Genomic DNA, 25,314 nt, shown 5'->3' on the forward strand with positions numbered 1-25,314 from the left:
GTAACAACCACAGCTTGGTTTATTACGCTTCTAGACCCGGGAGGGGATTCTTTTGTCGATCAGCATCATCGTGGAAGGCAAGAACGACCGCAGCAAGCTGCGGCGCCTGCTTAACGAAGAAGTCCAGATTTATTGCACATTTGGCACGTTAAACAACGAGAAGCTGGAAAGCTTGCGCAAAAAGGTCAAGGACGATGAGCTATTCCTGTTCCTCGACAATGATCCTTCCGGCAAACGTATTCGCGGCGTGCTGCGGGACGCTTTTCCCGATGCGGTGCAAATCTATACCCGACGGGGTTATGCCGGCGTGGAAGGGACGCCTGACGAATATCTCATCGCGCAATTAGAAAAAGCCGGGCTGGAGGAGTACATTCTGTATCCCCCAACACCGGCCCCCTACTACGGCTTTTGATCGCGATGTCATTTCAAAGATGTCTATTCGACATCGAATCTTGAATTCAGACGGTCGCTCCGTTGCTCACGTAGGATCTACCTACGCTCCGCTACTCCTTCACCAGATCCACAACACCTGCGGCGATTTCGTCCGGCGTTGCCTCAGGCCGGTAAATTTCCCGCAGCTGGCCATCGCGGTCGACGAGACCGATCAGATCCATATGCACGAAATTACCGTCCGCGTCCTGATTAATCAGGATCTTAAACGAATCCATCGCCAGATCGATCGTCTTCTGCTGATCCCCGCGCAAGAAATACCATCCGGCATAATCCGCCTTAAATTTATCGCCAAACGCCTTCACGTTCTCCAGCGTGTCGCGCTCTGGATCAAACGTGATCGATACGATGGAAGCCTCTTTGCCGAACAGGCCTTTTTCCTTCAAAATATCCTGTACCTGGCTCAGTCGGAAGGTCGTAATCGGGCAAACATCGGGGCAATTCGCAAAGAAGAAATAAAACAACCGGACCTTGCCGTTCGTATCCTGCAACGTTACGGTCTTGCCATCCACGTTCTCCATGCTAAAATCGGCGACAGGACGAATCACCGGCAGCTTGGTTTTGGCATACGTCGTCCACAACAGGTACCCGGCCAGAATAGCGCAAATCGCCAGCAAAATCCAAGTCCATTTATATTTCTTCAACACCGCCATGCCCATCCCCCATTACAGCCTTACCGTATCCAAAATCATCACGATTAAGGCAATCGTTAAATAGTTGACCGAAAATAGAAAGACCTTTTTCGCCCATGCATCGTTATCCTTCGCCCGGAATCCCTGCAGTGACATCAACAGCCAAGCTACCGACAGAAGGGTACCGATAACCAGGAACCAAACGCCGGTGTAACCGTAGGCATACATTAGAATCGGAATCGGAATCAGCAAGACGAGATAAGGAATCATCTGTACCTTCGTCCGCGGGATGCCTTTGACAACAGGCAGCAACGGAAAGCCGGCTGCCCGGTATTCCTCTGTACGGCGAATCCCCAGCGCCCAGAAGTGAGGCGGTTGCCACAGGAACAGCAAAGCGAACAACATCCAGGCACCGAGATCAACGTGGCCCGAAGCGGCAACATAACCGATCACGGGCGGCATGGCGCCGGAAATCGCACCAATCGAGGTGCTCCAGGTCGAACTGCGTTTGAGCCAAAGTGTGTAGACAACCACGTAAACAAACATGCCTACTACGCCAAACACCCCAGCCAGCGGTCCGGAGAAGACAAACAACACGGTTAAACCCAAGATGCCTAAGATTACCGCATACCACAGTACCGTCTTCGGAGACAATTTTCCCGTAGGCAGGGCGCGATTCTTCGTCCGCGCCATCTTCGTATCCATTTCCCGGTCGAAATAATTGTTAAAAACACAGGACGACGCCATCACCAGCGCCGTGCCCAGCAGCATGACAATCAGTTGAATATAATCAAGCTCCCAGCGGGAAGCCACCCAGAACCCGGCAAACGCGGCAATCAAATTCGAACGCAAAATGCCCGGTTTCGTCAAGGCGATGAAATCTTTCCAAGTCGCCGTCTCTCCCGGAGGAGTAGGTCTCACGGACAACGCAGCGGATTCCGCAGAAGCCTGAACACTTAATGGTTTGTCCACGCGCGATTCAATCCTCCTACAATTGGAATAGGGTTAGTTTAGGTGTATCTATATCGATAATTCATAAAATTTTCAACAAATTAACCCTCTCGCTATAAACTTTATCATATCAAAACGCAGAAGTGTTTGACAATCGATGGAATATCGCCGGTGAACTTTGACAATTTAGTGACACAAAAGCCGCCGGACGCGTCCGGCGGCTTTCATCCGTAAGGTTATTTAAGTGTCCCCCTGCACCGTAATTTTGTCCCCCTCCAAATGACGAGAGAACGATGGAAACTGAAAAAAGGGCCTGCCCGAGGCAAAATGCCTGCCTCAAGCACACCCTTTCCTGTTCTAGATTCGGTTTATCTCCCAACAAACCCCATCATACGCTGTACATCCTGCAGCGTCTTCTCCGCCATTTCGGACGCTCTTTCGGCACCTTGGCGCAAGATGCTGCGCAACTCGCCGGACTCGCGAATGTCGCGGTAACGCTGCTGAAGCGGCTCGAGTACGCTGACAACAACCTCGGCGAGGTCTTTTTTGAACGGCCCGTACATTTGTCCTTCGTACCGTTGCTCCACCTCGGCGATCGTAAGTCCCGAGCATTGGCTGTAAATCGTAATCAGGTTGCTGACCTCCGGTTTGCTCGCCGGATCAAATTTCACTTCGCGTCCCGAATCCGTGGTCGCCCGGCTGATCTTCTTGCGGATCTCGTCCGGCGTGTCCAGCATTGCGATATAGCTGCCCGGGTTCGGATTGCTTTTGCTCATCTTCTTGGAGGCGTCGTCCAAGGACATAATCCGGGCCCCCACTTCCGGAATGTAAGGATCAGGCAGCGTAAAGTACTCCCCGAACCGGTGGTTAAACCGTCCAGCCAAATCGCGGGTTAATTCCAGGTGCTGCTTCTGGTCTTCCCCAACCGGCACCAGGTCGGCGTTGTAAATCAGAATGTCCGCCGCCATCAAAGCGGGATACACGAACAGCCCGGCCCCTACAGATTCCTTGCCGGCCGACTTGTCTTTGAACTGCGTCATCCGTTCCAGTTCGCCCATCGAGGTGAGCGTCGTCAGCAACCAGCCGAGCTGCGCATGCTGCATCACATGGGATTGCAGGTATACGTTCGCTTTGTTCGGATCGATTCCGGCGGCGATGTACAATGCCGCCACCGCTTCGGATTGCTCCGCCAATGCGGCAGGCTCCTGCGGAACGGTGATCGCATGCAAATCCACGACCATAAAGTTGCAGGCGTGATCATGCTGCAGCGTAACGAAATTTTTGATGGCCCCGATGTAATTGCCGAGTGTCAGTTTCCCGCTGGGCTGGATACCGGATAATACTTTTTTCATGACAATAACTCCTCCTTCATATGGTTAAGGTTCCTGTGGAGCGTCGGTGATCGTGCGGGGGCAGCCGCCGCAATGCAAAAAGGCCCCACGTCCGCAAGGGACGTGAGACCGTGGTGCCACCCTTATTTGCCGATAGATAGAGCGTACAGACCGCTTCAATCACGCCTGTTCCAACCATCAGCCTTTCCAATCCGTAACGTGGATTCCCCCGGCCGGCATACTGACAATAGGTGCTTGCCGCCCCTTGCGTTCAGCCCGGCGCTCCGAGGCCCATTCGGCGCAAGCTCCTCCTCCGGTTCGCATCAACCACCGGCTTTCTGTAGGTCGGATACTTCGCTTACTTCCCCTCATCAACGCATTCTCGTTATGCCTTTCATCATAAATTGCGGCGGCGGCGGTGTCAAATCCATTTTTCGTCCAACGAAAAAAGTGTTATGATAAGTCTTAGCTTAAAGGAACTGATTATGTGGGAAAAGGAGCAACGATATGAAAAAGGTGACCAAAGGGCAATGGAACGGTTACGATACGTACATCTTACATAGCCGCGAACTTGAAGTCACGCTGCTACCTCGCCTTGGAAATAACGTCATTCGCATATGGGACAACATCCAGCAGCGCGATGTGCTGCGTCATCCGGAAGAGACCGAACTTGATTTCTATTTGCAGAAGCCCTATCATTTCGGCATCCCGCTCTTAACTCCCCCCGGGCGCATTCGCAGAGGGCATTTTACATATGCCGGGCAAGAATACCAGTTCGACCGCAACACGGCGAACGATAACCACATCCACGGTTTGCACCGTACGCAAAGCTGGTGCGTGAGCGATATTGAAGAAGATGATGATGGCTGCGCCGTCACCACTGAATTCGTGACCTCCGACGATCCGGAATGGATCCGGCAATATCCTGAGCCGTTAAAACTGGAGATGACGCTTAGGCTGCAGGGGGCAAGCTTGCAGCAAACCTTTAAGATTACCCATCTGGGGCAAAATCCCGCTCCCTTCGGTTTAGGACTGCATACCTGGTTTATGATTGACGGCGAGCCGGGTCGCTGGAACCTGCAGTTGCCTGTAACGGATCTGTTTGTTTCCGATGAGGAGAATATCCCTACCGGAGAAACCAAGCCGCTGGGGATTTGGGATGCATTAAACCAAGGCATGAATCTGCAAGGCGTGAATTGCGATACCATGCTGCGCATTGGCGACAAACCGGTGGAAGCCCTGATGATGCGCAATGACGGCTATGGGCTGCGCTACACAGCAGACCCGGAACATTTTAAATTTTGGGTCATCTATTCGAAGGGCGAGGCGGACCAATTTTTCTGCATCGAGCCCTATACCTGGCTGCCGGACGCCCCGAACTTGAAGCTTCCGGCGAACGAAACCGGACTGATTGAGCTTACCCCGCAACAGACGCTGGAATTGAAGCTTTCCTTGGAGATGATCTATCCGAATAACGGATGATTCCAACCCTCTTTTCAAAATTTCCGCCTTCCCTGGAAGGCGGTTTTTTTGCGTTCTGGTGCGGTTTCTCGGCCAGAAGAAATAATTACCACTGCCCTAGCTTTGTAATTCCCCGCATATTTTACACCCTACAAACCATACTAACATCACAAACGCCAAAGGAGGTGACAAACATGGCAGGTCAAAGCCGCGGAAGCCGTAATAACCTTATTGTTCCTCAAGCAACTGCTGCGCTGCAACAAATGAAAATGGAAGCAGCTCAGGAATTGGGCGTACAAATTCCGCAAGACGGTTACTATGGGAACTATACTTCCCGTGAAACCGGATCTCTTGGGGGCTACATCACGAAACGTTTGGTTCAACTGGCGGAGCAGCAATTGTCGGGTCGTTCGAACCTGTAACTTGCATTCTCCCATTACCCTCTATAGAAACAGGCGGTCTGCTTAGCAGATCGCCTGTTTCCCATAAACCCATCAGTATCGATAAATGATCACTTTGTCTCCTAGGAGGACAGGTTACCGTATGTATTTGTTCCGTTATCCTTATGCGGATATCGCTGGATCAGCAAATTCGCCATGTTATAGTTCGATTCCATCACCGCGTCGACCACCACGGCACCTTGGCGCAGCGCGAATTCGTAGCTGATTTCGCCATGCGTCCAGTACCGCTTAAACTGCAGTGATTGGATCGCCATCCTCCGAAAAGAACGGATCTGTTCCGCATTTAACCCGTGCGTTTCTTCACAAAGCTGCCCGTTCCTTCCCGCAATCGGATTGTGGCGGATGCCAAATTTACCGACGGTATTATTCCGGATCTGCAGAAATACGGTGCCGGAAGTTAATCCCGCTAACTCCTCCTCCAGTTCCTTAAAAACCATGTCGATCTGCCGAACGAGCGAAATTTGCTCAGCTCTCAGCATATTCTCCCACCTTTCCCCCAAAGATTGCATCCTATGATATAGGGCTTATGTCACATTATAGGATAATATTTCCTTTGCATCAACAATATGCTACATATTTGGTTATTTATACCTAATGAGAATCGAACTTTCTACACTATCCGACAAAAAATAACAAAGAAAATAGGTCCTCTCTCGAGGGCCTATTTATGAAAGCGGGTTACTTGGTTAGTTCCAAAAAGGCATCGACGTCGGCCACATTTACCGCCATCGCTTCGCGCCAGAAATCCGGCTTGGTTAAATCCACACCAAGATGCTTGGCGGCCAGTTCTTCCACCGTCATCCGACCGGTATCCCGCAGAAGCGCATCATACTTGGCCGCAAAGCTTTGGCCTTCACGTTGTGCCAGCGCATAGATCCCGGTGCTGAACATATACCCGAAGGTATAAGGGAAATTATAAAAAGGCACGTCCGTGATATAGAAATGCAGCTTGGATGCCCAGAAATGTGGATGATAGCTGCCCAACGCTCCCTGGAAGGCTTCCCGCTGCGCTTCCTCCATCAGCTCGGACAACTCAGCGGCATCCAGGACCCCCTGCCGGCGTTTCTCGTAGAAGCGGGTTTCAAACAGGAACCGGGCATGGATGTTCATAAAGAAGGCGACCGAATTTTGTACCTTATCGGCGAGCAGGACGATTTTCTCCTGATCATTCGCCGCATTTTTCACGAAAGCATCGGCCAGAATCATTTCAGCAAACGTTGATGCAGTCTCCGCTACATTCATCGCATAATCCTGGTTGAAAATCGGCAGCTCTTCCATCACATACTGGTGATAAGCATGCCCGAGTTCATGTGCCAGCGTGTACACGTTAGATACCGTACCGCCAAACGTCATAAAGATCCGCGTCTGCTTGCTCTTCGGCAGGGAGGTACAGAAGCCCCCCGGGCGTTTGCCCGGACGGTCCTCCGCCTCAATCCAGCGCTTGTTAAACGCCATCGTGGCGAACTCGGCCAGTTTGGGACTGAAATTACCGAATTGCTGGACGATGTCCTCCGCTGCCTGTTCATATGTAACTTGGCCAGACGCTTGGCCCAGCGGGGAATCCACATCGGTCCAGCTCAGCTTCTCTACGCCAAGCAGCTTGGCTTTGCGCTCCAGATAAGCGACGAACTTCGGTTTATTCTCGACGATCACCTGCCACATCGCATCCAGCGTCGCTTTGGACATCCGGTTGATGGCCAGCGGTTCCTTCAGAATGTCATCCCAGCCGCGCTTCTCGTATAATTTAAGCCGAAACCCTGCCAGACGATTCAGCGTATCGGCACAGTAATCCTCCGATTGGGTCCATGCTTCTTCCCAGCTCGCAAATACGCGCTCCCTCACGTTCCGGTCCGGATCGTCCAGCTTATTGGCCGCTTGACCCACCGATAACGTCTTCACTTCGCCATTGGCTTCTTCAAAGGGAACACCTACCTTGGCGACGATCGTATCATAATGCTGACCCCATCCATGGTAGCCGTCTACGGCCAGGTCAGAGACCAGGTTTTCGAGCTCCGGTGCCAGCTTCTCCCGGGCCAGGTCCCGTTTCTCGGAGAGGATGAAGGAAATCGGTGCGATTTCTTCCCGCTTCATCCACGCTTCCCAAACCTCATCGTTCGTTAACCGGAGAACGTTCCAGAATAACGTCATGACATTGTTATAAGAAGCCCCTAGCGAGGTGACTCTAGCGTCCAGTTGGACCGCCTTCTTATCGTGCTGGTCTTGAGCGGTCAGGCAGCCAATAAAGCTGATCGCCTCATACAGACGGGCTGCCGCTGCTTGCAAATCCGTGATCAAACCGTCCAAAGCCTTCGTCTCCTCCAAGGTGGACGGGGCCTCTTGTTCTTGCAGCTTGGCGCGGAACGTGGCAATATCCCGTTCCAAAGCATCTAAATGATCGCGCAGCGCCGGGGAGGCAGAGCCTCCCGGAAAAATCGTTTCCAATTCCCAAGTGGGTTGAATCGTTCCTGCGAATCGTGACATAGGTTCGCTTCCTTTCCGAATCGTTATTATTGATGGCTTATGGGATAACAGTGTATGCTAGTAGGGGTTGCACTATTATATAGCCGCTACAGAATACAGGAGGGATTTCGATGAAACCGTTGCAAATTTCGGCGGATACCGCCGTGAAATTAGCCGCCAAACTCAAAGTGCCAATCGAGCACCTTATGCATATGCCGCAGCACATTCTGATGCAAAAAATCGCTGAACTGGCCAAAGAGGAAGCAGCTCATCCATCTGTCGATTCCGACTCCGGGGCTTCAGGCCAAGCCGGTCAAGCCGGTCAAGAACCCGATCCTTCATGATCCCCTTCAATCAGTCCTGGCCTTATGACGTGGTCATGGGGGACGTCTATGTACATGAGTGCCCGTTTTGCTCCAGCAGCAACGTGCTGCTGCCGCTGAAGCCCCGCGAGCTCAAGACGATCCATGAAGGAAAGAAAAAACTGCTGGTCTTTCCCTGCTGCGGGAACAAGCTTCATGTGCTGGACTGCGATAACGATTACCTCTTAACCGATACGGTTGTCCGGTAAATCCAGCAGCCCTAGTGCTTGAATCAAGGTCCGAAGGGCAATCCGATACGCAAAGAAAGGCCGTTTCTTACAGAGACGGCCTTTCTTGATGTAAGATCTCGGAGTATGCTTGTCCGTTAGCCGCGCATTTCTTCCGGTAGCTCATGCCCGCCGTTCAGCATTTCCTCACGCAACAGCGCCCACTGTTCGCGGGAGGCCCGAATCATCGCCGCATCCATGATCCGCTTGTCGTTGATGACGCGCCCAAACCATTTGACCGCATCGTTATAATTACCAACTCGCCGGTACAGCTCGCCGATCAGGTACATTAGGCGGGCATCGCTGCCGCCGACGCCCTCATTCTCGTAGACGCGGATGTATGCCTCCAGCGAATACTCCATGAAACGCTTCTCCTGTTCTACATTGTTCTTATACCGGTACAACCAAGCGATGTGATGCAGCAAGCTGGCAATGATCCGATCGGTCTCTCCGATGGTCTGGGCACAGATCAACGCGAGCTTATAGGTCTCCATCGCCGCATCCCAGTCGCGGTGGCCGCCGTAGCTCTTCTGACTGAACCGGCTGCCAATCGCCTCCTGGAAGAGGGCCCTCTGCCGGTCGGTTAACCGGGATGCCGAGTTTTCCGTCGAGGCAAAACCGCAAGAAGGACATACCCGAACAACGTAATAATCCGGATTCTCCTTCTGATAATATCCGCAAAAGTCCGTATCCGTGCGTACGGCCCGTTTGAAGCTGGGGCGCACGCGCGAGGTTGAAAACTCATTTTGGCAATGGATGCAAGTGACTTTGATCTGATATAGAGGTTCTAGTTCCAAATCGTCCTACTCCCTTTCAAAAGTCCGCCCGGCGGATCGTCTGTTTCCTCTATGGTGTGTTCACAAAATGAAAAGCCGGACCGGATAACCGCTCCAGCACGAATTCCCGCAACGGCTCTTCGATTCCAATCTCCTCCAGCGCTTCGCGCATGCAGCCCAGCCAGGCCTCCGCACGCTCCTTCGTGACCGGAAACGGCAGATGCCGAGCACGCATCATCGGATGGCCAACGGCATCGGAATAAAGCGAAGGCCCGCCGAAGAATTGCGACAAGAACATAAATTGCTTCTCCATCACCGGGGTGATGTCTTCCGGGAATAAAGGTCCCAGCAGCGGCTCCCGTTGAACCCGGGGATAGAAGGCCTCAACCAGCCGCCGGATCGTCGCCTCGCCGCCCAGGTTGTCGTATAGGCTTAAGCCTTGATTCATTAATTCACCGCCTCCGTTTTTCCTTATTATATCAAAAAAAAATAAAAGCTCCTACCGGAGCTTCTACTTAAACGCAGGTCTCAAATCTATCAGTAGCTGCGCCAATCCTCTTCGCCGGAATGGACGAGAGAGGCGCGGATTACATAAACAAAAGCACAGACGAGAATCCCTGCGACAATGCTCATGAACATCACTCCATCCACAAAATTTGGCTGCTGCACCGTTTATGAAAGAATCTTAGCTGGTTCTAAAGATCCACATTGGTCTTATAGAATCATTTTAGCATAGAAGCCTCGAAATATCAGCCCCTAATGAAACCGCTTCCTTCATTTTTTTGTGCTGTTTGTCCCAGTCCACTCATACACTTCACTATGATTTAATGTGGAGGCGTACCCATGGTATTCAAACGCTTAACCGCTTTACTGTTCCTCTTTGCCGCGCTTTTGCTGGCCGTACTGATGATCGGCTATCCGGAGGCTTCCTGGCAAGCCGGTGTTCGCGGGTTGGCCATTTGGTGGGACGTGCTGTTTCCGTCCCTGTTTCCCTTCTTCGTGATTTCCGAGGTGCTGCTTGGCTTTGGAATTGTCCATTTTCTCGGTAAGCTGCTGGATCCGCTGATGAGACCGGTGTTCCGCATCCCGGGCAGCGGCGGCTTCGTGCTGGCGATGGGGTTTGCTTCCGGCTATCCTGTCAGCGCCAAACTGGCAACTAAGCTGCGTGAGCAGAATCTTGTTTCCCGTGCCGAGGGAGAACGGCTTGTCTCATTTACGACGTCATCCGATCCGATCTTTCTGATCGGTGCGGTCTCGGTTGGCTTCTTCGGCAATCCGAAGTTGGCCGGCGCGCTGGCTCTGGCCCATTATGGCGGGGCCTTGCTGATCGGCCTGGTCATGCGATTCTATCGTCCAGACCGTGACGAGCCTGCAGGCGCGGAGAAAGGCGACGAATCCGGTCGATTCAGCCTAAAGCTGGCGCTGCGGGCCATGCACGAGGCCCGGATTCAGGACGGGCGCAGCCTCGGAGAGCTGCTGCGTCAAGCCGTCGTGTCTTCCCTGCAGCTGATGGCCGTCGTCGGCGGCCTGGTGGTGTTTTTCTCCGTCATCCTCGAGGTCCTAACAGCCTCAGGGTTTATGAGCTCTTTATATACCGGCTTTCGCGATCTGCTGCCGCTCTTGGGGCTGCCTAGCCCATTAGCCGAGCCGCTGATGGGCGGCCTGTTCGAGGTTACCTTGGGCGCTAAAGCAGCGGCGGCACCGGAGGGAATTCCCCTGATGTTTAAAGCTGCAGCTGCAGCCTTTATCCTCTCTTGGGGCGGCTTATCCGTCCATGCCCAGGTTGCCAGCATCTTAAATGGCGCTGACCTGCGTTATTTTCCTTTCCTGGTGGCGCGGTTTCTTCACGCTGTCCTTTCCACTGGTCTGCTGCTGCTCATCTGGAATCCCCTCATGGGAGCGGCACCGGCATGGGCGATGGCCGTGCCCGAGTATGGACGGAAAGAAGTGCTTTACGGTTGGCAAGCCGTACCGGGGGCGCTCCGATTCTTTCTGGTGACGATGGCCATCTTGCTTATTTTGTCATTCTTGTCCGGATTCATTCGCCGCTGGCGGCACCGAAAATGAAACGTTGTGTTCTGCGGGCGAATTGATTATGATCTTTACAAAAGGATATTCAAGCGCGTGTTCAAAACGGAGATTTTTTTTGAACAGCCTCTTTCAAAGGAGCTTGTCAACTTGAGATACTATGTACTTGACCGCGGGGATCAGCTATCCGTCGAATTAAGCCAGACCTTTCATGAACTCGCTGCGCAGCAAGGGCTTGAGCTGGATGCGAAATCCCCGGATATCGTCGTCTCCATCGGTGGAGACGGCACGATGCTTCATGCCTTCCATACGTTTATCGATCAAATCCATTCGATTGCCTTCGTTGGGATTCATACCGGCCATTTGGGGTTCTATGCCGACTGGAAAGCTGACGAAATTCCCGAGCTGGTGCAAATGATGAGCGGGCATGCGGATCCTGGCTTGTTGAGGCCACGTATCGTCCGTTATCCCTTGATCGAGCTGGAGATCCAGAAGAAGTCCGGGTCCTCCTCCCATATCTGCTTAAACGAGTTTACGCTGAAGGGCGTCGACGGCACCGTCGTAGCCCAAGTGGATATCAATGATCAAATATTCGAAATGTTCCGCGGCGACGGCATTTGCGTATCCACCCCTTCCGGCAGTACCGCCTATAACAAAAGCTTGGGGGGGGCGATGATCCATCCAACGATTGAAGCGCTGCAGATCACGGAGATCGCTTCGATCAACAATCGGGTGTTCCGAACGCTGGGCTCCCCGTTGGTGCTGCCGAAGCACCATCACTGCGATATTTATTCGCGCAAGGAACAAAATTTGCTGCTGACGATTGACCACGTCAACCTGCCGATGGATGATTTGGTCTCCGTTCGCTGCCAGGTGTCCGAGCAGAAAATCAGCTTTGTCCGCTATCGGCCGTTTCCTTTTTGGAGCCGGGTACGTAATGCATTCCTAGACTAGTCGAGGGGAAGACAAGCTCCCGAATGTCGAAAACTATGTAAAGGAAGAACTGAATATGATCTTAACTTCATTCCGTAAGTACGCATTAATCCCGATGTTGTCCCTAACGCTGCTGGGGTTGCCGCAAGCTGCTGGAGCAGCAGGGGCTGCAGCTGCGGCAGGAACGCCCCTGACCGCCGAGGCCGGAACGATTATTCATCTCGGTTCAACGGAAACCTCCTCCGACCTCCAAGCGCTTCAGGAAGTCTTGGACTATTTGGAAGCCTACAATATTGAAGGCGTGGAGCGTCAGGAATTTCTGGATCATGCGATACGCGGCATGGTTTATTCGTTGGACGACCCCTATAGCGATTATTACTCCAAAGAGGAGCTGCAGGACTTCGAGAATGGCGTAAATCAGGAATTCGTTGGGATCGGAGTTACGCTTCGTTTCTATAATGACAAGTTATACATCACCGGTGTATTGCCCAACTCCCCCGCCTCCAAGTCAGGACTTCAAGCGGGCGATATCATTACTAAGGTGGACGGGCAGTTGGTGAGCAGCAGCGAGGATGTGGCCCGGATTCAAGGGGAAGAGAATACCCAGGTCAACATCACGGTGAACCGGACCGGACAAACTTTGGTTTACCCGATTAAGCGCGGCCATTTCTCGTTGCCTTCCGTCACCGGAACGGTAATTCCTTCGAGTAAGGTCGGCTATATCGCCATCTCCTCCTTCTCCGATACAGCGGACGAGGAATTTGCCGATCAACTGGCCTCCCTGCGTCAGGAAGGCATCGGCGCGCTCGTCTTGGACCTGCGCGACAACCTCGGCGGATACGTCGAATCCGCGGCCAATATCGCCAAGCAATTTATGAAGGAAGGTACCTTGATGTATACCGCAGACCAGGGCGGTGAACTGCAGCCGGTGGAGATCACGGGCGGAAAAGACATCGGCATGCCGGTGGTGGTGCTGACCAACGGGCTCTCCGCCAGCGCTTCGGAAATTTTGACGGGTGCGCTTCGCGACAACGGGATTGCCAAGGTGGTAGGGGCGCAAACTTACGGCAAAGCTCGTATCCAGAACGTATTCCCGCTTTCCAATGGCAGTTCGCTGAAGCTAACCGTCCAAGCTTACCTAACGCCAAAGAAGCTCGATTTCAACCATATCGGTCTGAAGCCGGACATCGAGGTCAACAACAACGCAGCCGCTCAGCTGATTACCGGAATGTATGAAGCCGGCGTGCGGCATATCAGCGTAAGTGGAGGACCAGCTTCGTTGAGCATTAATGGAGCGGATTTCCCGGGGTATATCGATGTGATCCAAAGCGGCAAGCAAGTGTATGCCCCTTCCCGCTTGTTGTCCTCGCTGATTCAAGGCACCCCGGTTTGGAGCACAAGCATCGGTAAATTAACCATCACGGATCGCCTAGGGAAGCAAAGCGGGTTCACGTTGGCTGCCAAAACGGCTAAACTGGTGGATGGCGAGTCGTATCTGGAACTGAACGAATTCCAGAAGAAATATCCGAAGCTGACTTGGAGCTATAAACAAGGCTTTCTGAACTTATCCATGAACTAAATCGAACTTATTCCATCATCGCAAAAAAACGGCCTCCCGATTATTCGGGGGCCGTTTCTGTTTCCTGCAACACTGCCGCTTTTTCGCTTCCGACGTCTTTGTCTTTAGGCGCGTCCTTGTCCTTATGGTTGTCTTTCACCTTCTGGAGGACGAAATAAGCGCAGCCGAAGTTGCAGTATTCGTTGATATAATCCGTAATGCCGGAATACGCCGTATCCCGGTTCGCCTTGGGATGATTGTCTCGAAGAAAGCCTTTGAGACGAAGCTTCTCGTAACCCCAATCGCCAATGATGTAATCATAGCGGTCAAGCACCTCGCTGTACCGCTGCTTAAACGCTTCGGGATCCCAAGCGTCCCGATAATTCTGAATCAGTTCGTAGGTTCTGCCGCCGATTTGAATCAAAGGATCCATCCTCCTTCTGGTTTACGACGAAGCGGGGACGCCTGCTTTTTTCTTAGCCGAATTCACCTGTTCATGCGCATGATACGAGCTGCGCACGAGCGGACCGGACTCCACGTGGCTGAAGCCTCGCTTCATCCCCTCTTCCTTCAGCTCGGCAAATTGCTCGGGCTTATAGTACTTCTCCACACGTAAATGCTGAGGTGTAGGCTGCAGGTATTGGCCGATTGTCAAAATATCGCAGTCTACGGCACGCAGATCATCCATCGCCTGCAAAATTTCGTCCCATTCCTCCCCAACGCCCAGCATGATGCTGGATTTCGTAGGAATCTCCGGCTTCATCGCCTTGGCCCGCTGGAGCAGCTCCAAAGAGCGGCGGTATTTCGCCTTCGCCCGGACGCGGTCGGACAACCGTTCCACCGTCTCGATGTTGTGGTTCAAGATATCGGGCTTCGCCTCCATGACGATCCGCAGCGCTTCTTCATCCCCCTGAAAGTCCGGGATCAGCACTTCTACGCTGCAGAGTGGCAAGCGTTCGCGAATCGCCTGAATGGTTCCGGCGAAAATGCTGGCCCCGCCATCCTTCAGATCGTCCCGGGCCACGCTCGTAACCACGCAATGTTGCAAATTCATCTGCTCTGCCGCTTCCGCTACACGCTGCGGCTCCTGCAGGTCCAGCTCGGTCGGCAGACCGGTGTTCACCGCACAAAAGCGGCAAGCCCGCGTGCAAATATCGCCTAAAATCATAAACGTCGCCGTCCGGTTCGCCCAGCATTCATATATGTTTGGACAACGCGCTTCTTCACAAACGGTATGTAAGGTTTTGGAGCGCATCATCTGCTTGATGTCCTGATAATTATCCCCTGTCGTCAGCTTGATACGAATCCAATCCGGTTTCGGTTCCTGGATTTGTTTTGCCAAAGCGCAAGACCTTCCTTCTTGTGATTTAAGCCGTAGCGCCATTTATTATATCATGAAACCGCTGGAAAAACCTACTTCACAAAATGGAATAAAAACACAGCGTTTGCCTCAATCTAAGAGAGGTCACGAATCGCGTGCAAAATAAAGGCGAAGGAGGAATACTTGCCTTGAGGTCTTATCGATTTGCCCGCGGCAAAGCGGTTTGTTGTATGATCAGCGTTGCGCTGATCACCTCTTTATGGCCGGGATCCGGCTTTGGTGCAGCGTCTGCCGAAGCCCCGGGGACATCGGCGCAGGCGGTCGTCAGCGTTTACGAGCAACGACGTACCCTATTTGAAGAAATGGAGCTGCTCACGCGGGTTCCCTGGTATTGGCTTGCCGCAGTGGATCAATACGAACGCACCCTTACACCGCGCAAGGAGCAACAGCAGCAGGAGCAGCGACTCACCGGGTTCCGCTTCAAGGAAGCGTTTTGGAGCGGCCCGCTGAATCCGGATGCCGAAGACCGCAATCCGGCCACGATCGAATTGTTTGGCGGCATTGGGAAAGACGCCACCGCTGACGGTGCAGCGGATCCGAGGAACGATCGGGATGCTTTGTTCACCTTGGCTTCTTATTTAACCGGCTTCGGCTACAAGGAAGAGGATTTCCGCATCGCCCTGTGGCGCTACTATCAGAACGATTCCGCAGTAGAGCGGATTCGCCAATTCGCGAAAATGTACAAACACTGGGGACGGCTGAATTTGTCCGACAGCGCATTCCCGTTGCCATTACGAAGCACCTATACCTATCGCGACACCTGGGGAGACCGCCGCGGCTGGGGAGGATTACGCATCCATGAAGGTACCGACCTATTCGCCCCGATGGGCGTCACCGTACGCAGCGTTTGCTATGGCCTGGTGGAAACGAAGGGATGGAATCCCTATGGCGGTTGGCGTATCGGCATACGGGATATCCAAAACCGTTACCATTACTACGCGCACCTGCAGGGTTATGAGAAAGGGATCGAGGTGGGTCATTTCGTCGAGCCTGGGCAAACGATCGGCTGGGTCGGCAGCAGCGGTTACGGTCCGCCGGGGACTTCGGGGAAATTCCCGCCGCACCTGCACTACGGGATTTACCGAGATACCGGAAGTACGGAATGGGCGTTTGACCCTTATCCGTTGCTGAAGAAATGGGAGCAAGCCGAACGCTCCAAAAAAAATAAAAGGGCGTCCAAATAACCGGCGCCCTTTTTTAATGCGATCCCCCTGCATTGGTTTCTGAATTCGACGGCTCCTCTGAGCCTGTATTCCCCGCTTCTGTATTCCCAGCCGCTCCCCCCGACCCGTCGGGTCCGTTTGGTAGGGTCGTGTCTTCCTTGGTTGCCGGCGGTTCATTGCTCTCTTCCTTGCCCGGTAACGCCGGAAGTGCAATATTTGGAGCATCCGCCTGCCCCTCGCCAACCGGGTTTCCTTTACTGTCATAGTAATACATAGGTACATCTCCAACCACAAGCAAGTAGGAAACCGGAATTTCCGTTTCGACCGATTGCGACTCCATGTCAAAAGGAACCACCACGGCCAGCTCCGTCCTCACCCGGAGATAGACCTCTACCAGGATCATGTTGATGCCGGCATCCTGACGACGGGTATTCAAATCCACCTTCACGTCGCCCTTCGGCTCGATCTTGATCGGGATGCTCGGACCAAAGGAAGCCAAGAGCGGACTGCCAAGGGCCTGCCCCAACGGGATGGTTTCCGACAGCCGGGCTACCTCATCCAGCGTATGCCGAACCGTTTGAATCGTCTCGGACGTCACCTTCATATGAGCGGAGTAGTTTAACATAAAACCCGTGATTTTCCCGTTATCATCCATCTTCCAATCGATCAGTTGCCCAACCTGCTGTTGATTCGCCACCTGGGCGGTGATCGCGTCATTGATCGACTCCGTGGCGATTTGTTTGACTCGGATCTGAGCTAGATGAACGATAGGCCCCGTCATTCGCCGTTCCACGTACTGAACAAATTGCACCAGACCAATAATCGAAATGATCACGACGGCGATCCATATTCTCCGTCTGCGCTTCGGCCGCCTTGTCCGGCTCCGCCATCCGCGTCGTCGTATCCGCATGATTCACCCCCCCTGCAGCGGGAAAAGTTCTAGAGGATGCTCTAACCTTCCATAAAACGGCTTCTCTAAAAAGTTATGCGGGACAGAGGCAAAAAAGAAGGACGCGCAGGGCTAACGGATATTTGTTTGATTTGACACTTGATTTATTCAGGTATATTGCTATATAGTACTTTAGTATCACTTTTTTAGTCATAAAGTTGCATCAATCATCTTCAAAAGCTTTTATGACTTGTGGTATAATATTCATAAGGGCGTATAAATATACAAGGGGATCATCATCATGAACAGCTCTAAAACACTGTATCAAGTCACCATAGAATTAAGGAGAGATCAGCTTGCATCCAGGATCATACCTTGGAGATTGCTCGTCGAAACGAATCGGTATTACGAGATCAAACCGATCAAAGGACCGGTTAAACGGTTGTATAAAGAGAAGCTGAATATCGCCGTTTACGAGACGAAGCATTACTGCGACGGTACCCTGGCCATTTCCGCCTTCTGCCAGGAGGAGCTTATTGAGGAAATCCGTACGTACCTGATTGAACAGCTGAATTCCAAAATCGATCATTATATGAACGATCTGGAATTAAACAAAAAAGCCATTTATGCGAAGCTTGCCATCAATAGTTTGACTTAGGTAAAACCCCGAACCAGAATCTGGTTACGGGGTTTTATTAGTTTTGGCTCTAAAGCAGATGACTTACTCCACAGCTTTCAGATGAACTGAGTAACTATAATAGTCCTTCAGCTCGTTAGGGATCGAAATTCCGTCCAGTGACGTCCTTCCACGTGCAGGCACCAGTCGGGATGGCTGCGATACAGGTCGCTGTCCGGAGCGATCATCTCCGGCTCGAACCACAGTCCAAACTGCAGCCCGAATCGTTCACCTGCTTCGCTAACCGAGACCTGAGCCGAAAAAAGACCGGACAAGATCCACGCAACCTGTGGTTGGATCTTGTCCGGTCTTTGCTTTATGGACCGCCGGCGTTAGCGGTAATACCGCTGTCGCATCGCTTCATAGAGCAGCACGGTGGCGGCCATCGCCACGTTTAGCGATTCGGCCTGGCCGCGCATCGGGATCAGCAGCCCGTCGTCCATCAGCCGACGGACTTCCGGGCTGAGCCCGCTGCCTTCGCTGCCGAACAGCAGCCACACCGGCTGCGCGAAGTCGTAGGCGAAGCAGTTCGCCGCCGCCTGCAGGCTGGTCCCGGCCAGCCGGATGCCCCGCTGCTTCGCCTGCGGCAGCACCTCTGCCAGGTCGGCATGCACGACCGGCAGGTGGAACAGCGAGCCCATGGTGGCGCGCAGCACCTTGGGCCCGTAAATGTCGGCGCAGCCTGCGCCGACGATGACCCCGTCCGCCGCGACCGCGTCGGCGCTGCGGATGATGGTGCCGACGTTGCCGGGGTCCTGCACACCGTCGAGCACCACCACCAAGCTCCGCTCCTTGCTCAGGAGCGGAGCGATCGTCCCGCGGTCCTTGCGGACGACCGCGAACACCGGCTGCGGCGACTTCGTGTCGCTGCATTTGGCGATCACGGCGGCGGACACGCCGATCCAGTCGACGTCCAGCCCGGCGGACGCCGCGGTCTGCAGCTCGGCCGGTATGCCGCGATCGAGATCGTAGCAGACGCATTCCACGTCGGCCTTGGCCTGCAGCGCCTCCTGCACCAAATGGAGGCCTTCGATTAAGTATTTGCCCTGCTTGTCCCGATTTTTCTTCTCAAGCAGCCCCGCCCATTCCTTGACGCGGGGGTTTTGCGGAGACACTATTTCCATACAAACTCCATCCTCAGTAAGGGTATCAAATCAACGGGTCATCCTAAACTCATCTTTCTCTTTCGTCCACCAAGCTAGCTTACTTATTCCTCCGCGTAAGCCAGCTCCAGCTTCGTCAAATCACCTTTTTCGCCTACGATTACAAGCACGTCTTCTTCCGTTAGTTGGTCCGTTGCCGCTGGGGAGATGTTCATTTTGCCGCCCCGTTTGATCGCCATCACGTTGCAGCCATAGCGTGCGCGGATGTCCAGCTCTTTCAGGTTCTTGCCGACCATCTGCGAGCCAACCCGCATCTCCACGATGCTGTACTCGTCGGACAATTCGATGTAATCCAAAATATTTGGAGAAGTCAGATGATGCGCCACCCGAAGCCCCATATCCCGTTCTGGGAAAATGACCTTATCGGCCCCAATTTTCTGCAATACCTTCCCATGCAATTCGTTTTGCGCCTTCACGACGATAAGCGGCCCGCCCATGTCTTTTAGTATCAGCGTTGTTAAAATACTGGCCTGGATATCTTCGCCAATCGCCACGACTACCACATCGAAATTCCGAATCCCCAGTGCGCGCAGCGCATCTTCATCGGTGGAATCCGCGGATACCGCGTGCGTGACCAAATTCGCCACGGCCTGCGTATTATGCTCGTCGGCATCGATCGCCAGAACGTCGAAGCCCATATTGCTGAGTGCCGTTGCTACGCTTAAGCCAAACCGGCCCATACCGATCACGGCGAACTGTTTTTTGGCTGCATTTGCCATGCGCTCACCACCCATATTTTATCCATCCGAATTAGTATACCACAATCCGGTAGGAGCATGGTTTGAAGACAGCTCATGAGGAAGTTTATCGCGCGTCAAAGGCTCCTCATGGTGCCAGCACAGAAGCGCTAACGGACACCAGAGGCGCTATTTATTCCGCTTTGTCATTTTCCTGAACTTAACGGACCAAGGAGACCTTATTTCGGACAAAACTAGTGTAACCACCGCCAAAAAAGCCCAATAAGAGCTCTAGAGTCCGTTAGAACGGGAAATATCCGGGAAATGAGCAAATAACGTCATTACGGTCCGTTACGGCATGGGACGATTACGTCACTGGATGGTAACGGTACGAATCACGAGTCACGATTACGATTACGGGCCACAACTACGATCACAGATCACATAGAAGTTTATCGCGCGTCATAGGCTCCTCATGGTGCCAGCACAGAAGCGCTAACGGACACCAGAGGCGCTATTTATTCCGCTTGGCCATTTACCTGAACTTAACGGACCGAGGAGACCTTATTTCGGACAAAACTAGTGTAACCACCGCCAAAAAAGCCCAATAAGAGCTCTGGAGTCCATTAGAACGGGAAATATCCGGGAAATGAGCAAATAACGTCATTTCGGTCCGTTACGGCATGGGACGATTACGTTACAGGACGGTAACGGTACGAATCACGAGTCACGATTACGATTACGGGCCACAACTACGATCACAGATTACGTAGAAGTTTATCGCGCGTCAAAGGCTCCTCATGGCGCCAGCACAGAAGCGCTAACGGACACCAGAGGCGCTATTTATTTCGCTTGGCCATTTACCTGAACTTAACGGACCGAGGAGACCTTATTTCGGACAAAACTAGTGTAACCACCGCCAAAAAAGCCCAATAAGAGCTCTGGAGTCCGTTAGAACGGGAAATATCCGGGAAATGAGCAAATAACGTCATTACGGTCCGTTACGGCATGGGACGATTACGTTACAGGACGGTTACGGTACGAATCACGATTACGACCACGGTACGGCATGGTCACGACACGAATCACGATTACGACCACGGTACGGCATGGTCACGACACGAGTCACGATTACGACCACGGTACTGCATGGTCACGACACGAGTCACGATTATGACTACGGTACGGCATGGTCACGACACGAGTCACGATTACGACTACGTTTCACAACTACGGTCACAGCACGGTCACGAATTATGGTTTCATGGATTCACGGATCACGATCTCAATTACGTACCACAACTCCGGCCACGGATCACGCACCACCGCTACACCCACCATCAACTCCGAGACCACACCACAACTACGATCACAGGTCACGTTCATGCCTCAGCATCAGTAACAGCAACATCACCACCACGATTACGCCCACAATTATGACCACGGCTACGTTTCCTAATCACGATCACGGCCGTTCGCCATTACCACCATCACCCTCACTACCACGCCCACACATCACACCCGCATTATCATCACCATTGGCATCACCATCACACCAGCATCACTACACCATTGGCATCACCATCACTACCAGCATCACCATCATCATCACCATTGGCATCACCATCACACCATCACCACCGCATCACCACCAGCATCACTATCACCATTAGCATCACCATCAACAACACACCAGCATTACCATCACCACCAGCATCACCATAACCATCACCATCACCTTCACCACCAGCATCATCATCACCATTGGCATCACTATCACCACCAGCATCACCATCACCATTAGCATCACCATCAACAACACACCAGCATTACCATCACCACCAGCATCACCATAACCATCACCATCACTTTCACCACCAGCATCACTATCACACCTACATCCTTCGAGCACAAGTTACGTTCACCATCCCCACAATCCCCCTACAACCACGCTTACAGATCACGTTCCCCACCCCGCGCATTATCACAGTTTCCTTCGGGCAAATTAACACCGGGCAAGTCACTTATTTCAAGGAGGGAAAACACGTGCCATCCATTACACTCGACCTGCGTCAAGCGGTGATGCACAAAATCCAAGGCAAAGACGAGCAAGGGCTGCGGGAGATGATCGAAGGCTCGATCGATGCCCAGGAAGCGGCGTTGCCAGGCCTTGGCGTCGTTTTCGAAACGATCTGGAAGCATATCGATACGCCGGAACAAAACGAACTGGTATCCGTGCTCAAGCAGCAAGTGGATCAGGCCAGCCTCAAATGATGAAATAGAACTGCCCGCAACAAAAAAAGGCCGCCCTATCCAGGGCGGTCTTCACTAATGCACTTTAGCTTAGCGCGCAGCTTAAGGCGCAGTCTCTAGGAACTGGGCGTCCGGATTTTTCTCCATCGCCGTCCGCATCGCGTATTCGTTCTCGAACAAGGCAACGTAGTTGCCTTTCTTGTCCTTTACCAACGTGGAATTGATCCGGAACTTGGAGGGATCAATCTTCTCGCTCACGATCCAGCGCGCGAACTGAAACGGCATCCGCTGCAGCTGCACATCCACGCCGTACTCGCCTTTCATCCGGTATTCGAACACTTCGAACTGCAGCTGCCCAACGACACCCAGCAACGTGTCCTCGAAGCCTACCGTCGTGAAGACCTGAATCGTGCCTTCCTCGGTCAACTGGTCGATACCCTTTTGATATTGCTTATGCTTCAGGGCATTCTTCACCGTCACCTTAGCGAAAATCTCCGGCGAGAACGTCGGCATCTCGTCAAACACGATCTCGCTGCCTTGACTCAAGGAATCGCCGATTCGGAAAATTCCCGGGTCAAACAACCCGATGATATCCCCCGGATAAGCCTCGCTGACGATATCCCGATCCTGGGCGAGGAATTGCTGCGGCTGGGACAACTTGATTTCCTTGCCCGCCCGCACATGCTTCACGGACATGCCGCGTTCGAACTTGCCCGAGACGATTCGCAGGAAAGCGATCCGGTCGCGGTGGGCCGGATTCATGTTCGCCTGGATTTTGAACACATACCCCGAGAATTTCTCGTTGGTTGGCTCAATCATCCCTTGCGTGCTGCGGCGTGGCTCCGGCTTAGGCGCCAGCTGCAGGAAGTTCTCCAGGAACGTCTGCACGCCGAAATTGTTGACCGCACTGCCGAAGAATACCGGTGTCAGTTGCCCGTTAAGGACCTTCTCCAGGTCAAACGGATCGCCCGCTACGTCCAGCAGCTCCAGATCCTGACACAGTTGATCATGAAGATAGTCCCCGGCCATTTCACGGATCACCGGATCGTTATAGCCGTCTACCTTCTTCACCTGGATGGTGGAATGATCGTCGCCCTGGAACAGCTCCACCTGGTTCTTCATCCGATCATAGACGCCGGACAACTCGCGGCCCATCCCAATCGGCCAGTTCATCGGCACGGAGCGGATGCCTAGCACCTGCTCAATTTCCTCCATTAACTCAAAGGGGTTCCGACCTTCCCGGTCCAGCTTGTTGATGAAGGTGAAGATTGGAATGCCCCGCTTCGCGCACACCTGGAACAACTTAATCGTCTGTGCCTCGACGCCTTTGGCCACGTCGATCAGCATGACGGCGCTGTCCGCTGCGGTCAACGTCCGGTAGGTATCCTCCGAGAAATCTTGGTGGCCCGGCGTATCCAGAATATTCACCCGATGGCCGTTATAATCAAACTGCATGACGGAAGAAGTAACGGAAATCCCCCGCTGCTTCTCGATTTCCATCCAGTCACTCGTCGCGTGTTTGCTCGCTTTGCGCGCCTTGACCGATCCGGCGAGGCGTATCGCGCCGCCGAACAGCAGCAGTTTTTCGGTCAGCGTCGTTTTCCCGGCATCCGGGTGGGAAATGATTGCAAACGTACGCCGTTTGTCCACTTCCTGCTGCAGCACTTGGTCTAATGCTTTGCTCATGCTCACGTTCCTCTCGTTCCACAAATTCACGTTCTCTATTGTAACATATTTTGTCCGACAGTTAAGCAAAAACACCTCCCGCCCAGGCCGGGACATGAAGGTGTTTCCAGCACGATCTATTCTATTCGCCCGCCGTCCTTACGGGTGACGGGACAATACCATCAATTCGGATTGATCCAAATCACGTTGTCTTCCTCTTGACCATTCACCGGCCACCAGTGGAAGCCATCCTTCGCGAGCAGCTCATCCGCTTCCTTCGGCCCCCAGGAGCCAGCCGGATACGTGCTGATGTCGGAAGGGTTTTGCGCCCAGGCCGCAGCGATCCGATCGACGAAAGCCCAAGCCGTCGCCACCTCATCCCAACGGGTAAAGTACGTCGAATCTCCTTGAGCCGCGTCATGGATCAGGCGTTCATACGCTTCCGGTGAGTTAATCCCGACCAAGCAGCTTTGGCAAAATTCCATCGCCAGCGGTTCGATCTGCGATTCCGAACCCGGCTTCTTGGCATTGATCTTGATGTAGATGCCCTCCATCGGGTTAACGCGGATCACCAACAGGTTCGGTTCCAGCGTATGCTTTTGACCGAGATAGACATTGGTTGGCATCTGCTTAAATTCGACCACAACCTCCGTCGTTTTCACGGGCAGTCTCTTCCCGGTGCGGATATAAAACGGCACGCCGGCCCAGCGGAAGTTGTCCACAAAGACTTTGGCCGCAAAATACGTTTCCGTGTTGGAGTTCGGGTCCACCTTGTCCTCCTGGCGATAACCCGGGAGCTTCTTGCCTTTTGCTTCCCCTTCGGTGTATTGCCCGCGCACCACGTATTCCTTCACTTCCTGTGCCGAATCGTAAGGACGCAGCGAACGCAGCACCTTGACCTTCTCGTCGCGAATGTCCTCGGGGAACAGGCGGCTTGGCGGCTCCATGGCGATCATCGTCAGCATTTGCAACATATGGTTCTGCCCCATATCCCGCAAAGCACCGGCATGATCATAATACCCGCCGCGCTCTTCCACGCCAACCGTTTCGCTCAGCGTAATTTGCACATTGGCGATATGCTTGTTGTTCCAGAGCGGCTCGAAGAAGGCATTCGCAAAGCGAATTACTTCGATGTTCTGCACCATCTCCTTGCCGAGATAGTGGTCGATCCGGTAGATTTCCTCTTCCTTGAACACCTGGCTTAATTCTTCGTTAAGCTTCTGCGCCGACTGCAGGTCGTAGCCAAACGGCTTCTCGATCACCAACCGGTGCCAGCCGCTGGTGTTCAGCATGCCGCCCTTCTGCAAATTAAAAGATACACTGCCGAACAGTTCCGGCGCCAAGGCCAGATAGAACAGACGGTTTCCGGGAATATCAAAGCGCGACTCTACGGATTCCGTTAGTTCTCGGAGTTCGCGGTAACCGTCAACGTTGTTGATGTCCAGCGATTTATAGGCGAAATGGTTTGCGAACCGCGCCCATTGCTCCTTGTCATCGATTTTATAGCGGCAGAATTCCTCAATGGAACGATAGAGATCGTCCTTGAATTCCTCGTCCGAACGCGGACGCCGGGCCACACCAACCACGGCGAAATCCTCGGCCAATTTGCCCTCGCGATATAAGGAATAAATGGCCGGAAAGAGCTTGCGACGCGCCAAGTCTCCGGTAGCTCCGAAAATAAAAAATACCGCCCCTGGGGGCCGAACCGTTTCCTGATTTACATTTTCAGCCATGGCTCCTCATTCTTTCTATGTAAGATTAGTGAATTTTCAACTTCATTCCCGATCAAGGACATATCTTTACATTGCATCACGGGA

Annotated in this window: 26 protein-coding genes and 1 pseudogene; 11 read left to right on the forward strand and 16 right to left on the reverse strand. The window is 53.0% G+C overall.

Features of this window, described 5'->3' with window-relative positions:
* The first annotated feature begins 52 nt into the window (after window positions 1-52).
* A complete protein-coding gene (locus BN3277_RS04640; RefSeq protein ID WP_059041117.1) occupies window positions 53-412 on the forward strand; it encodes a toprim domain-containing protein in 360 nt (119 codons plus the stop codon).
* A gap of 91 nt (window positions 413-503) precedes the next feature.
* On the opposite strand, the gene BN3277_RS04645 is transcribed toward BN3277_RS04640, so the two are convergent.
* The 3 genes from BN3277_RS04645 to trpS all read right to left on the reverse strand — a co-directional run bounded on the left by BN3277_RS04645 (window position 504) and on the right by trpS (window position 3,385).
* A complete protein-coding gene (locus BN3277_RS04645; RefSeq protein WP_059041118.1) occupies window positions 504-1,103 on the reverse strand; it encodes an SCO family protein in 600 nt (199 codons plus the stop codon).
* A gap of 12 nt (window positions 1,104-1,115) precedes the next feature.
* Entirely contained in the window at window positions 1,116-2,054 is a 939-nt protein-coding gene (gene cyoE, locus BN3277_RS04650; RefSeq protein ID WP_059041119.1) for a heme o synthase, read from the reverse strand.
* Window positions 2,055-2,401: 347 nt separating this feature from the next.
* Window positions 2,402-3,385, reverse strand: coding sequence for a tryptophan--tRNA ligase (gene trpS / locus BN3277_RS04655; protein WP_059041120.1), 984 nt, complete (start codon window positions 3,383-3,385; stop codon window positions 2,402-2,404).
* Window positions 3,386-3,871: 486 nt separating this feature from the next.
* Between trpS and BN3277_RS04660 the strand changes: the two genes are divergently transcribed.
* Window positions 3,872-4,846: an aldose 1-epimerase gene (locus tag BN3277_RS04660; protein ID WP_059041121.1), complete on the forward strand. Its 975-nt coding sequence runs from the start codon at window positions 3,872-3,874 to the stop codon at window positions 4,844-4,846.
* A gap of 173 nt (window positions 4,847-5,019) precedes the next feature.
* Window positions 5,020-5,247: an alpha/beta-type small acid-soluble spore protein gene (locus tag BN3277_RS04665; protein ID WP_059041122.1), complete on the forward strand. Its 228-nt coding sequence runs from the start codon at window positions 5,020-5,022 to the stop codon at window positions 5,245-5,247.
* Window positions 5,248-5,348: 101 nt separating this feature from the next.
* Here the strand turns inward: BN3277_RS04665 and BN3277_RS04670 are convergent, their stop codons facing one another.
* Window positions 5,349-5,765, reverse strand: a complete 417-nt coding sequence (locus BN3277_RS04670; RefSeq protein ID WP_059041123.1) for a hypothetical protein — start codon at window positions 5,763-5,765, stop codon at window positions 5,349-5,351.
* 199 nt (window positions 5,766-5,964) lie between these two features.
* Entirely contained in the window at window positions 5,965-7,767 is a 1,803-nt protein-coding gene (locus tag BN3277_RS04675; protein ID WP_059041124.1) for a M3 family oligoendopeptidase, read from the reverse strand.
* A gap of 110 nt (window positions 7,768-7,877) precedes the next feature.
* On the opposite strand from BN3277_RS04675, the gene BN3277_RS04680 reads away from it, so the two are divergent.
* On the forward strand, window positions 7,878-8,090 hold the full coding sequence (locus tag BN3277_RS04680) for a YycC family protein (protein ID WP_059041125.1): 213 nt from the start codon (window positions 7,878-7,880) through the stop codon (window positions 8,088-8,090).
* Window positions 8,087-8,317, forward strand: a complete 231-nt coding sequence (locus BN3277_RS04685) for a hypothetical protein (RefSeq protein ID WP_059041126.1) — start codon at window positions 8,087-8,089, stop codon at window positions 8,315-8,317. Before BN3277_RS04680 ends, BN3277_RS04685 begins: the two co-directional genes overlap by 4 nt.
* 116 nt (window positions 8,318-8,433) lie before the next feature.
* Here the strand turns inward: BN3277_RS04685 and BN3277_RS04690 are convergent, their stop codons facing one another.
* Together BN3277_RS04690 and BN3277_RS04695 are read right to left on the reverse strand one after the other, a co-directional pair.
* A complete protein-coding gene (locus BN3277_RS04690) occupies window positions 8,434-9,132 on the reverse strand; it encodes a DUF2225 domain-containing protein (RefSeq protein ID WP_059041127.1) in 699 nt (232 codons plus the stop codon).
* Window positions 9,133-9,181: 49 nt separating this feature from the next.
* Window positions 9,182-9,559, reverse strand: a complete 378-nt coding sequence (locus BN3277_RS04695) for a globin domain-containing protein (RefSeq protein WP_059041128.1) — start codon at window positions 9,557-9,559, stop codon at window positions 9,182-9,184.
* Between the two features lie 395 nt (window positions 9,560-9,954).
* Here BN3277_RS04695 and ylbJ point away from each other — a divergent pair, with 395 nt between their 5' ends.
* From ylbJ to BN3277_RS04710, 3 genes are all read left to right on the forward strand, one after another.
* Complete coding sequence (gene ylbJ, locus BN3277_RS04700; RefSeq protein ID WP_059041129.1) at window positions 9,955-11,178, forward strand: sporulation integral membrane protein YlbJ; 1,224 nt, start codon at window positions 9,955-9,957, stop codon at window positions 11,176-11,178.
* Window positions 11,179-11,289: 111 nt separating this feature from the next.
* Window positions 11,290-12,093 (forward strand): NAD kinase, encoded by an 804-nt coding sequence (locus tag BN3277_RS04705; RefSeq protein ID WP_059041204.1) that lies wholly within the window; start codon window positions 11,290-11,292, stop codon window positions 12,091-12,093.
* A 55-nt stretch (window positions 12,094-12,148) separates the two neighbouring features.
* Window positions 12,149-13,651, forward strand: coding sequence for a S41 family peptidase (locus BN3277_RS04710; RefSeq protein WP_059041130.1), 1,503 nt, complete (start codon window positions 12,149-12,151; stop codon window positions 13,649-13,651).
* 40 nt (window positions 13,652-13,691) lie between these two features.
* On the opposite strand, the gene BN3277_RS04715 is transcribed toward BN3277_RS04710, so the two are convergent.
* On the reverse strand, window positions 13,692-14,063 hold the full coding sequence (locus tag BN3277_RS04715; protein ID WP_232436327.1) for a YutD family protein: 372 nt from the start codon (window positions 14,061-14,063) through the stop codon (window positions 13,692-13,694).
* A 12-nt stretch (window positions 14,064-14,075) separates the two neighbouring features.
* A complete protein-coding gene (lipA, locus tag BN3277_RS04720; RefSeq protein WP_187380032.1) occupies window positions 14,076-14,972 on the reverse strand; it encodes a lipoyl synthase in 897 nt (298 codons plus the stop codon).
* Window positions 14,973-15,139: 167 nt separating this feature from the next.
* On the opposite strand from lipA, the gene BN3277_RS04725 reads away from it, so the two are divergent.
* Window positions 15,140-16,195 (forward strand): M23 family metallopeptidase, encoded by a 1,056-nt coding sequence (locus BN3277_RS04725; RefSeq protein WP_059041132.1) that lies wholly within the window; start codon window positions 15,140-15,142, stop codon window positions 16,193-16,195.
* A 13-nt stretch (window positions 16,196-16,208) separates the two neighbouring features.
* Here BN3277_RS04725 and yunB read toward each other — a convergent pair whose 3' ends face one another.
* The gene (gene yunB, locus BN3277_RS04730) at window positions 16,209-17,084 is read right to left on the reverse strand and encodes a sporulation protein YunB (protein ID WP_059041133.1); all 876 of its coding nucleotides are present in this window, start codon (window positions 17,082-17,084) and stop codon (window positions 16,209-16,211) included.
* Between the two features lie 280 nt (window positions 17,085-17,364).
* Here yunB and BN3277_RS04735 point away from each other — a divergent pair, with 280 nt between their 5' ends.
* Window positions 17,365-17,721 carry a hypothetical protein gene (locus tag BN3277_RS04735; protein ID WP_059041134.1) on the forward strand — a complete coding sequence of 119 codons (357 nt, stop codon included), beginning with the start codon at window positions 17,365-17,367 and terminating at the stop codon, window positions 17,719-17,721.
* Window positions 17,722-17,840: 119 nt separating this feature from the next.
* On the opposite strand, the pseudogene BN3277_RS24935 reads toward BN3277_RS04735, so the two are convergent.
* The 4 genes and pseudogenes from BN3277_RS24935 to BN3277_RS25450 all read right to left on the reverse strand — a co-directional run.
* Window positions 17,841-17,983 (reverse strand): annotated as a pseudogene (locus tag BN3277_RS24935) (alpha-galactosidase); the annotation flags it as partial.
* A gap of 88 nt (window positions 17,984-18,071) precedes the next feature.
* The gene (locus BN3277_RS04745) at window positions 18,072-18,863 is read right to left on the reverse strand and encodes a TrmH family RNA methyltransferase (RefSeq protein ID WP_059041136.1); all 792 of its coding nucleotides are present in this window, start codon (window positions 18,861-18,863) and stop codon (window positions 18,072-18,074) included.
* A gap of 83 nt (window positions 18,864-18,946) precedes the next feature.
* A complete protein-coding gene (locus BN3277_RS04750) occupies window positions 18,947-19,621 on the reverse strand; it encodes a potassium channel family protein (protein ID WP_059041137.1) in 675 nt (224 codons plus the stop codon).
* 1,639 nt (window positions 19,622-21,260) lie between these two features.
* The gene (locus BN3277_RS25450) at window positions 21,261-21,491 is read right to left on the reverse strand and encodes a hypothetical protein (RefSeq protein ID WP_157688685.1); all 231 of its coding nucleotides are present in this window, start codon (window positions 21,489-21,491) and stop codon (window positions 21,261-21,263) included.
* A gap of 134 nt (window positions 21,492-21,625) precedes the next feature.
* Between BN3277_RS25450 and sspI the strand changes: the two genes are divergently transcribed.
* The gene (gene sspI / locus BN3277_RS04755; protein WP_059041138.1) at window positions 21,626-21,853 is read left to right on the forward strand and encodes a small acid-soluble spore protein SspI; all 228 of its coding nucleotides are present in this window, start codon (window positions 21,626-21,628) and stop codon (window positions 21,851-21,853) included.
* An 81-nt stretch (window positions 21,854-21,934) separates the two neighbouring features.
* On the opposite strand, the gene BN3277_RS04760 is transcribed toward sspI, so the two are convergent.
* Together BN3277_RS04760 and zwf are read right to left on the reverse strand one after the other, a co-directional pair.
* Window positions 21,935-23,518, reverse strand: a complete 1,584-nt coding sequence (locus BN3277_RS04760; protein WP_059041139.1) for a peptide chain release factor 3 — start codon at window positions 23,516-23,518, stop codon at window positions 21,935-21,937.
* 161 nt (window positions 23,519-23,679) lie between these two features.
* Complete coding sequence (gene zwf / locus BN3277_RS04765) at window positions 23,680-25,230, reverse strand: glucose-6-phosphate dehydrogenase (RefSeq protein WP_059041140.1); 1,551 nt, start codon at window positions 25,228-25,230, stop codon at window positions 23,680-23,682.
* Between the last annotated feature and the right edge of the window lie 84 nt (window positions 25,231-25,314).

The sequence above is a fragment of the Paenibacillus rubinfantis genome, assembly GCF_001486505.1.
Lineage (GTDB): Bacteria > Bacillota > Bacilli > Paenibacillales > Paenibacillaceae > Fontibacillus > Fontibacillus rubinfantis.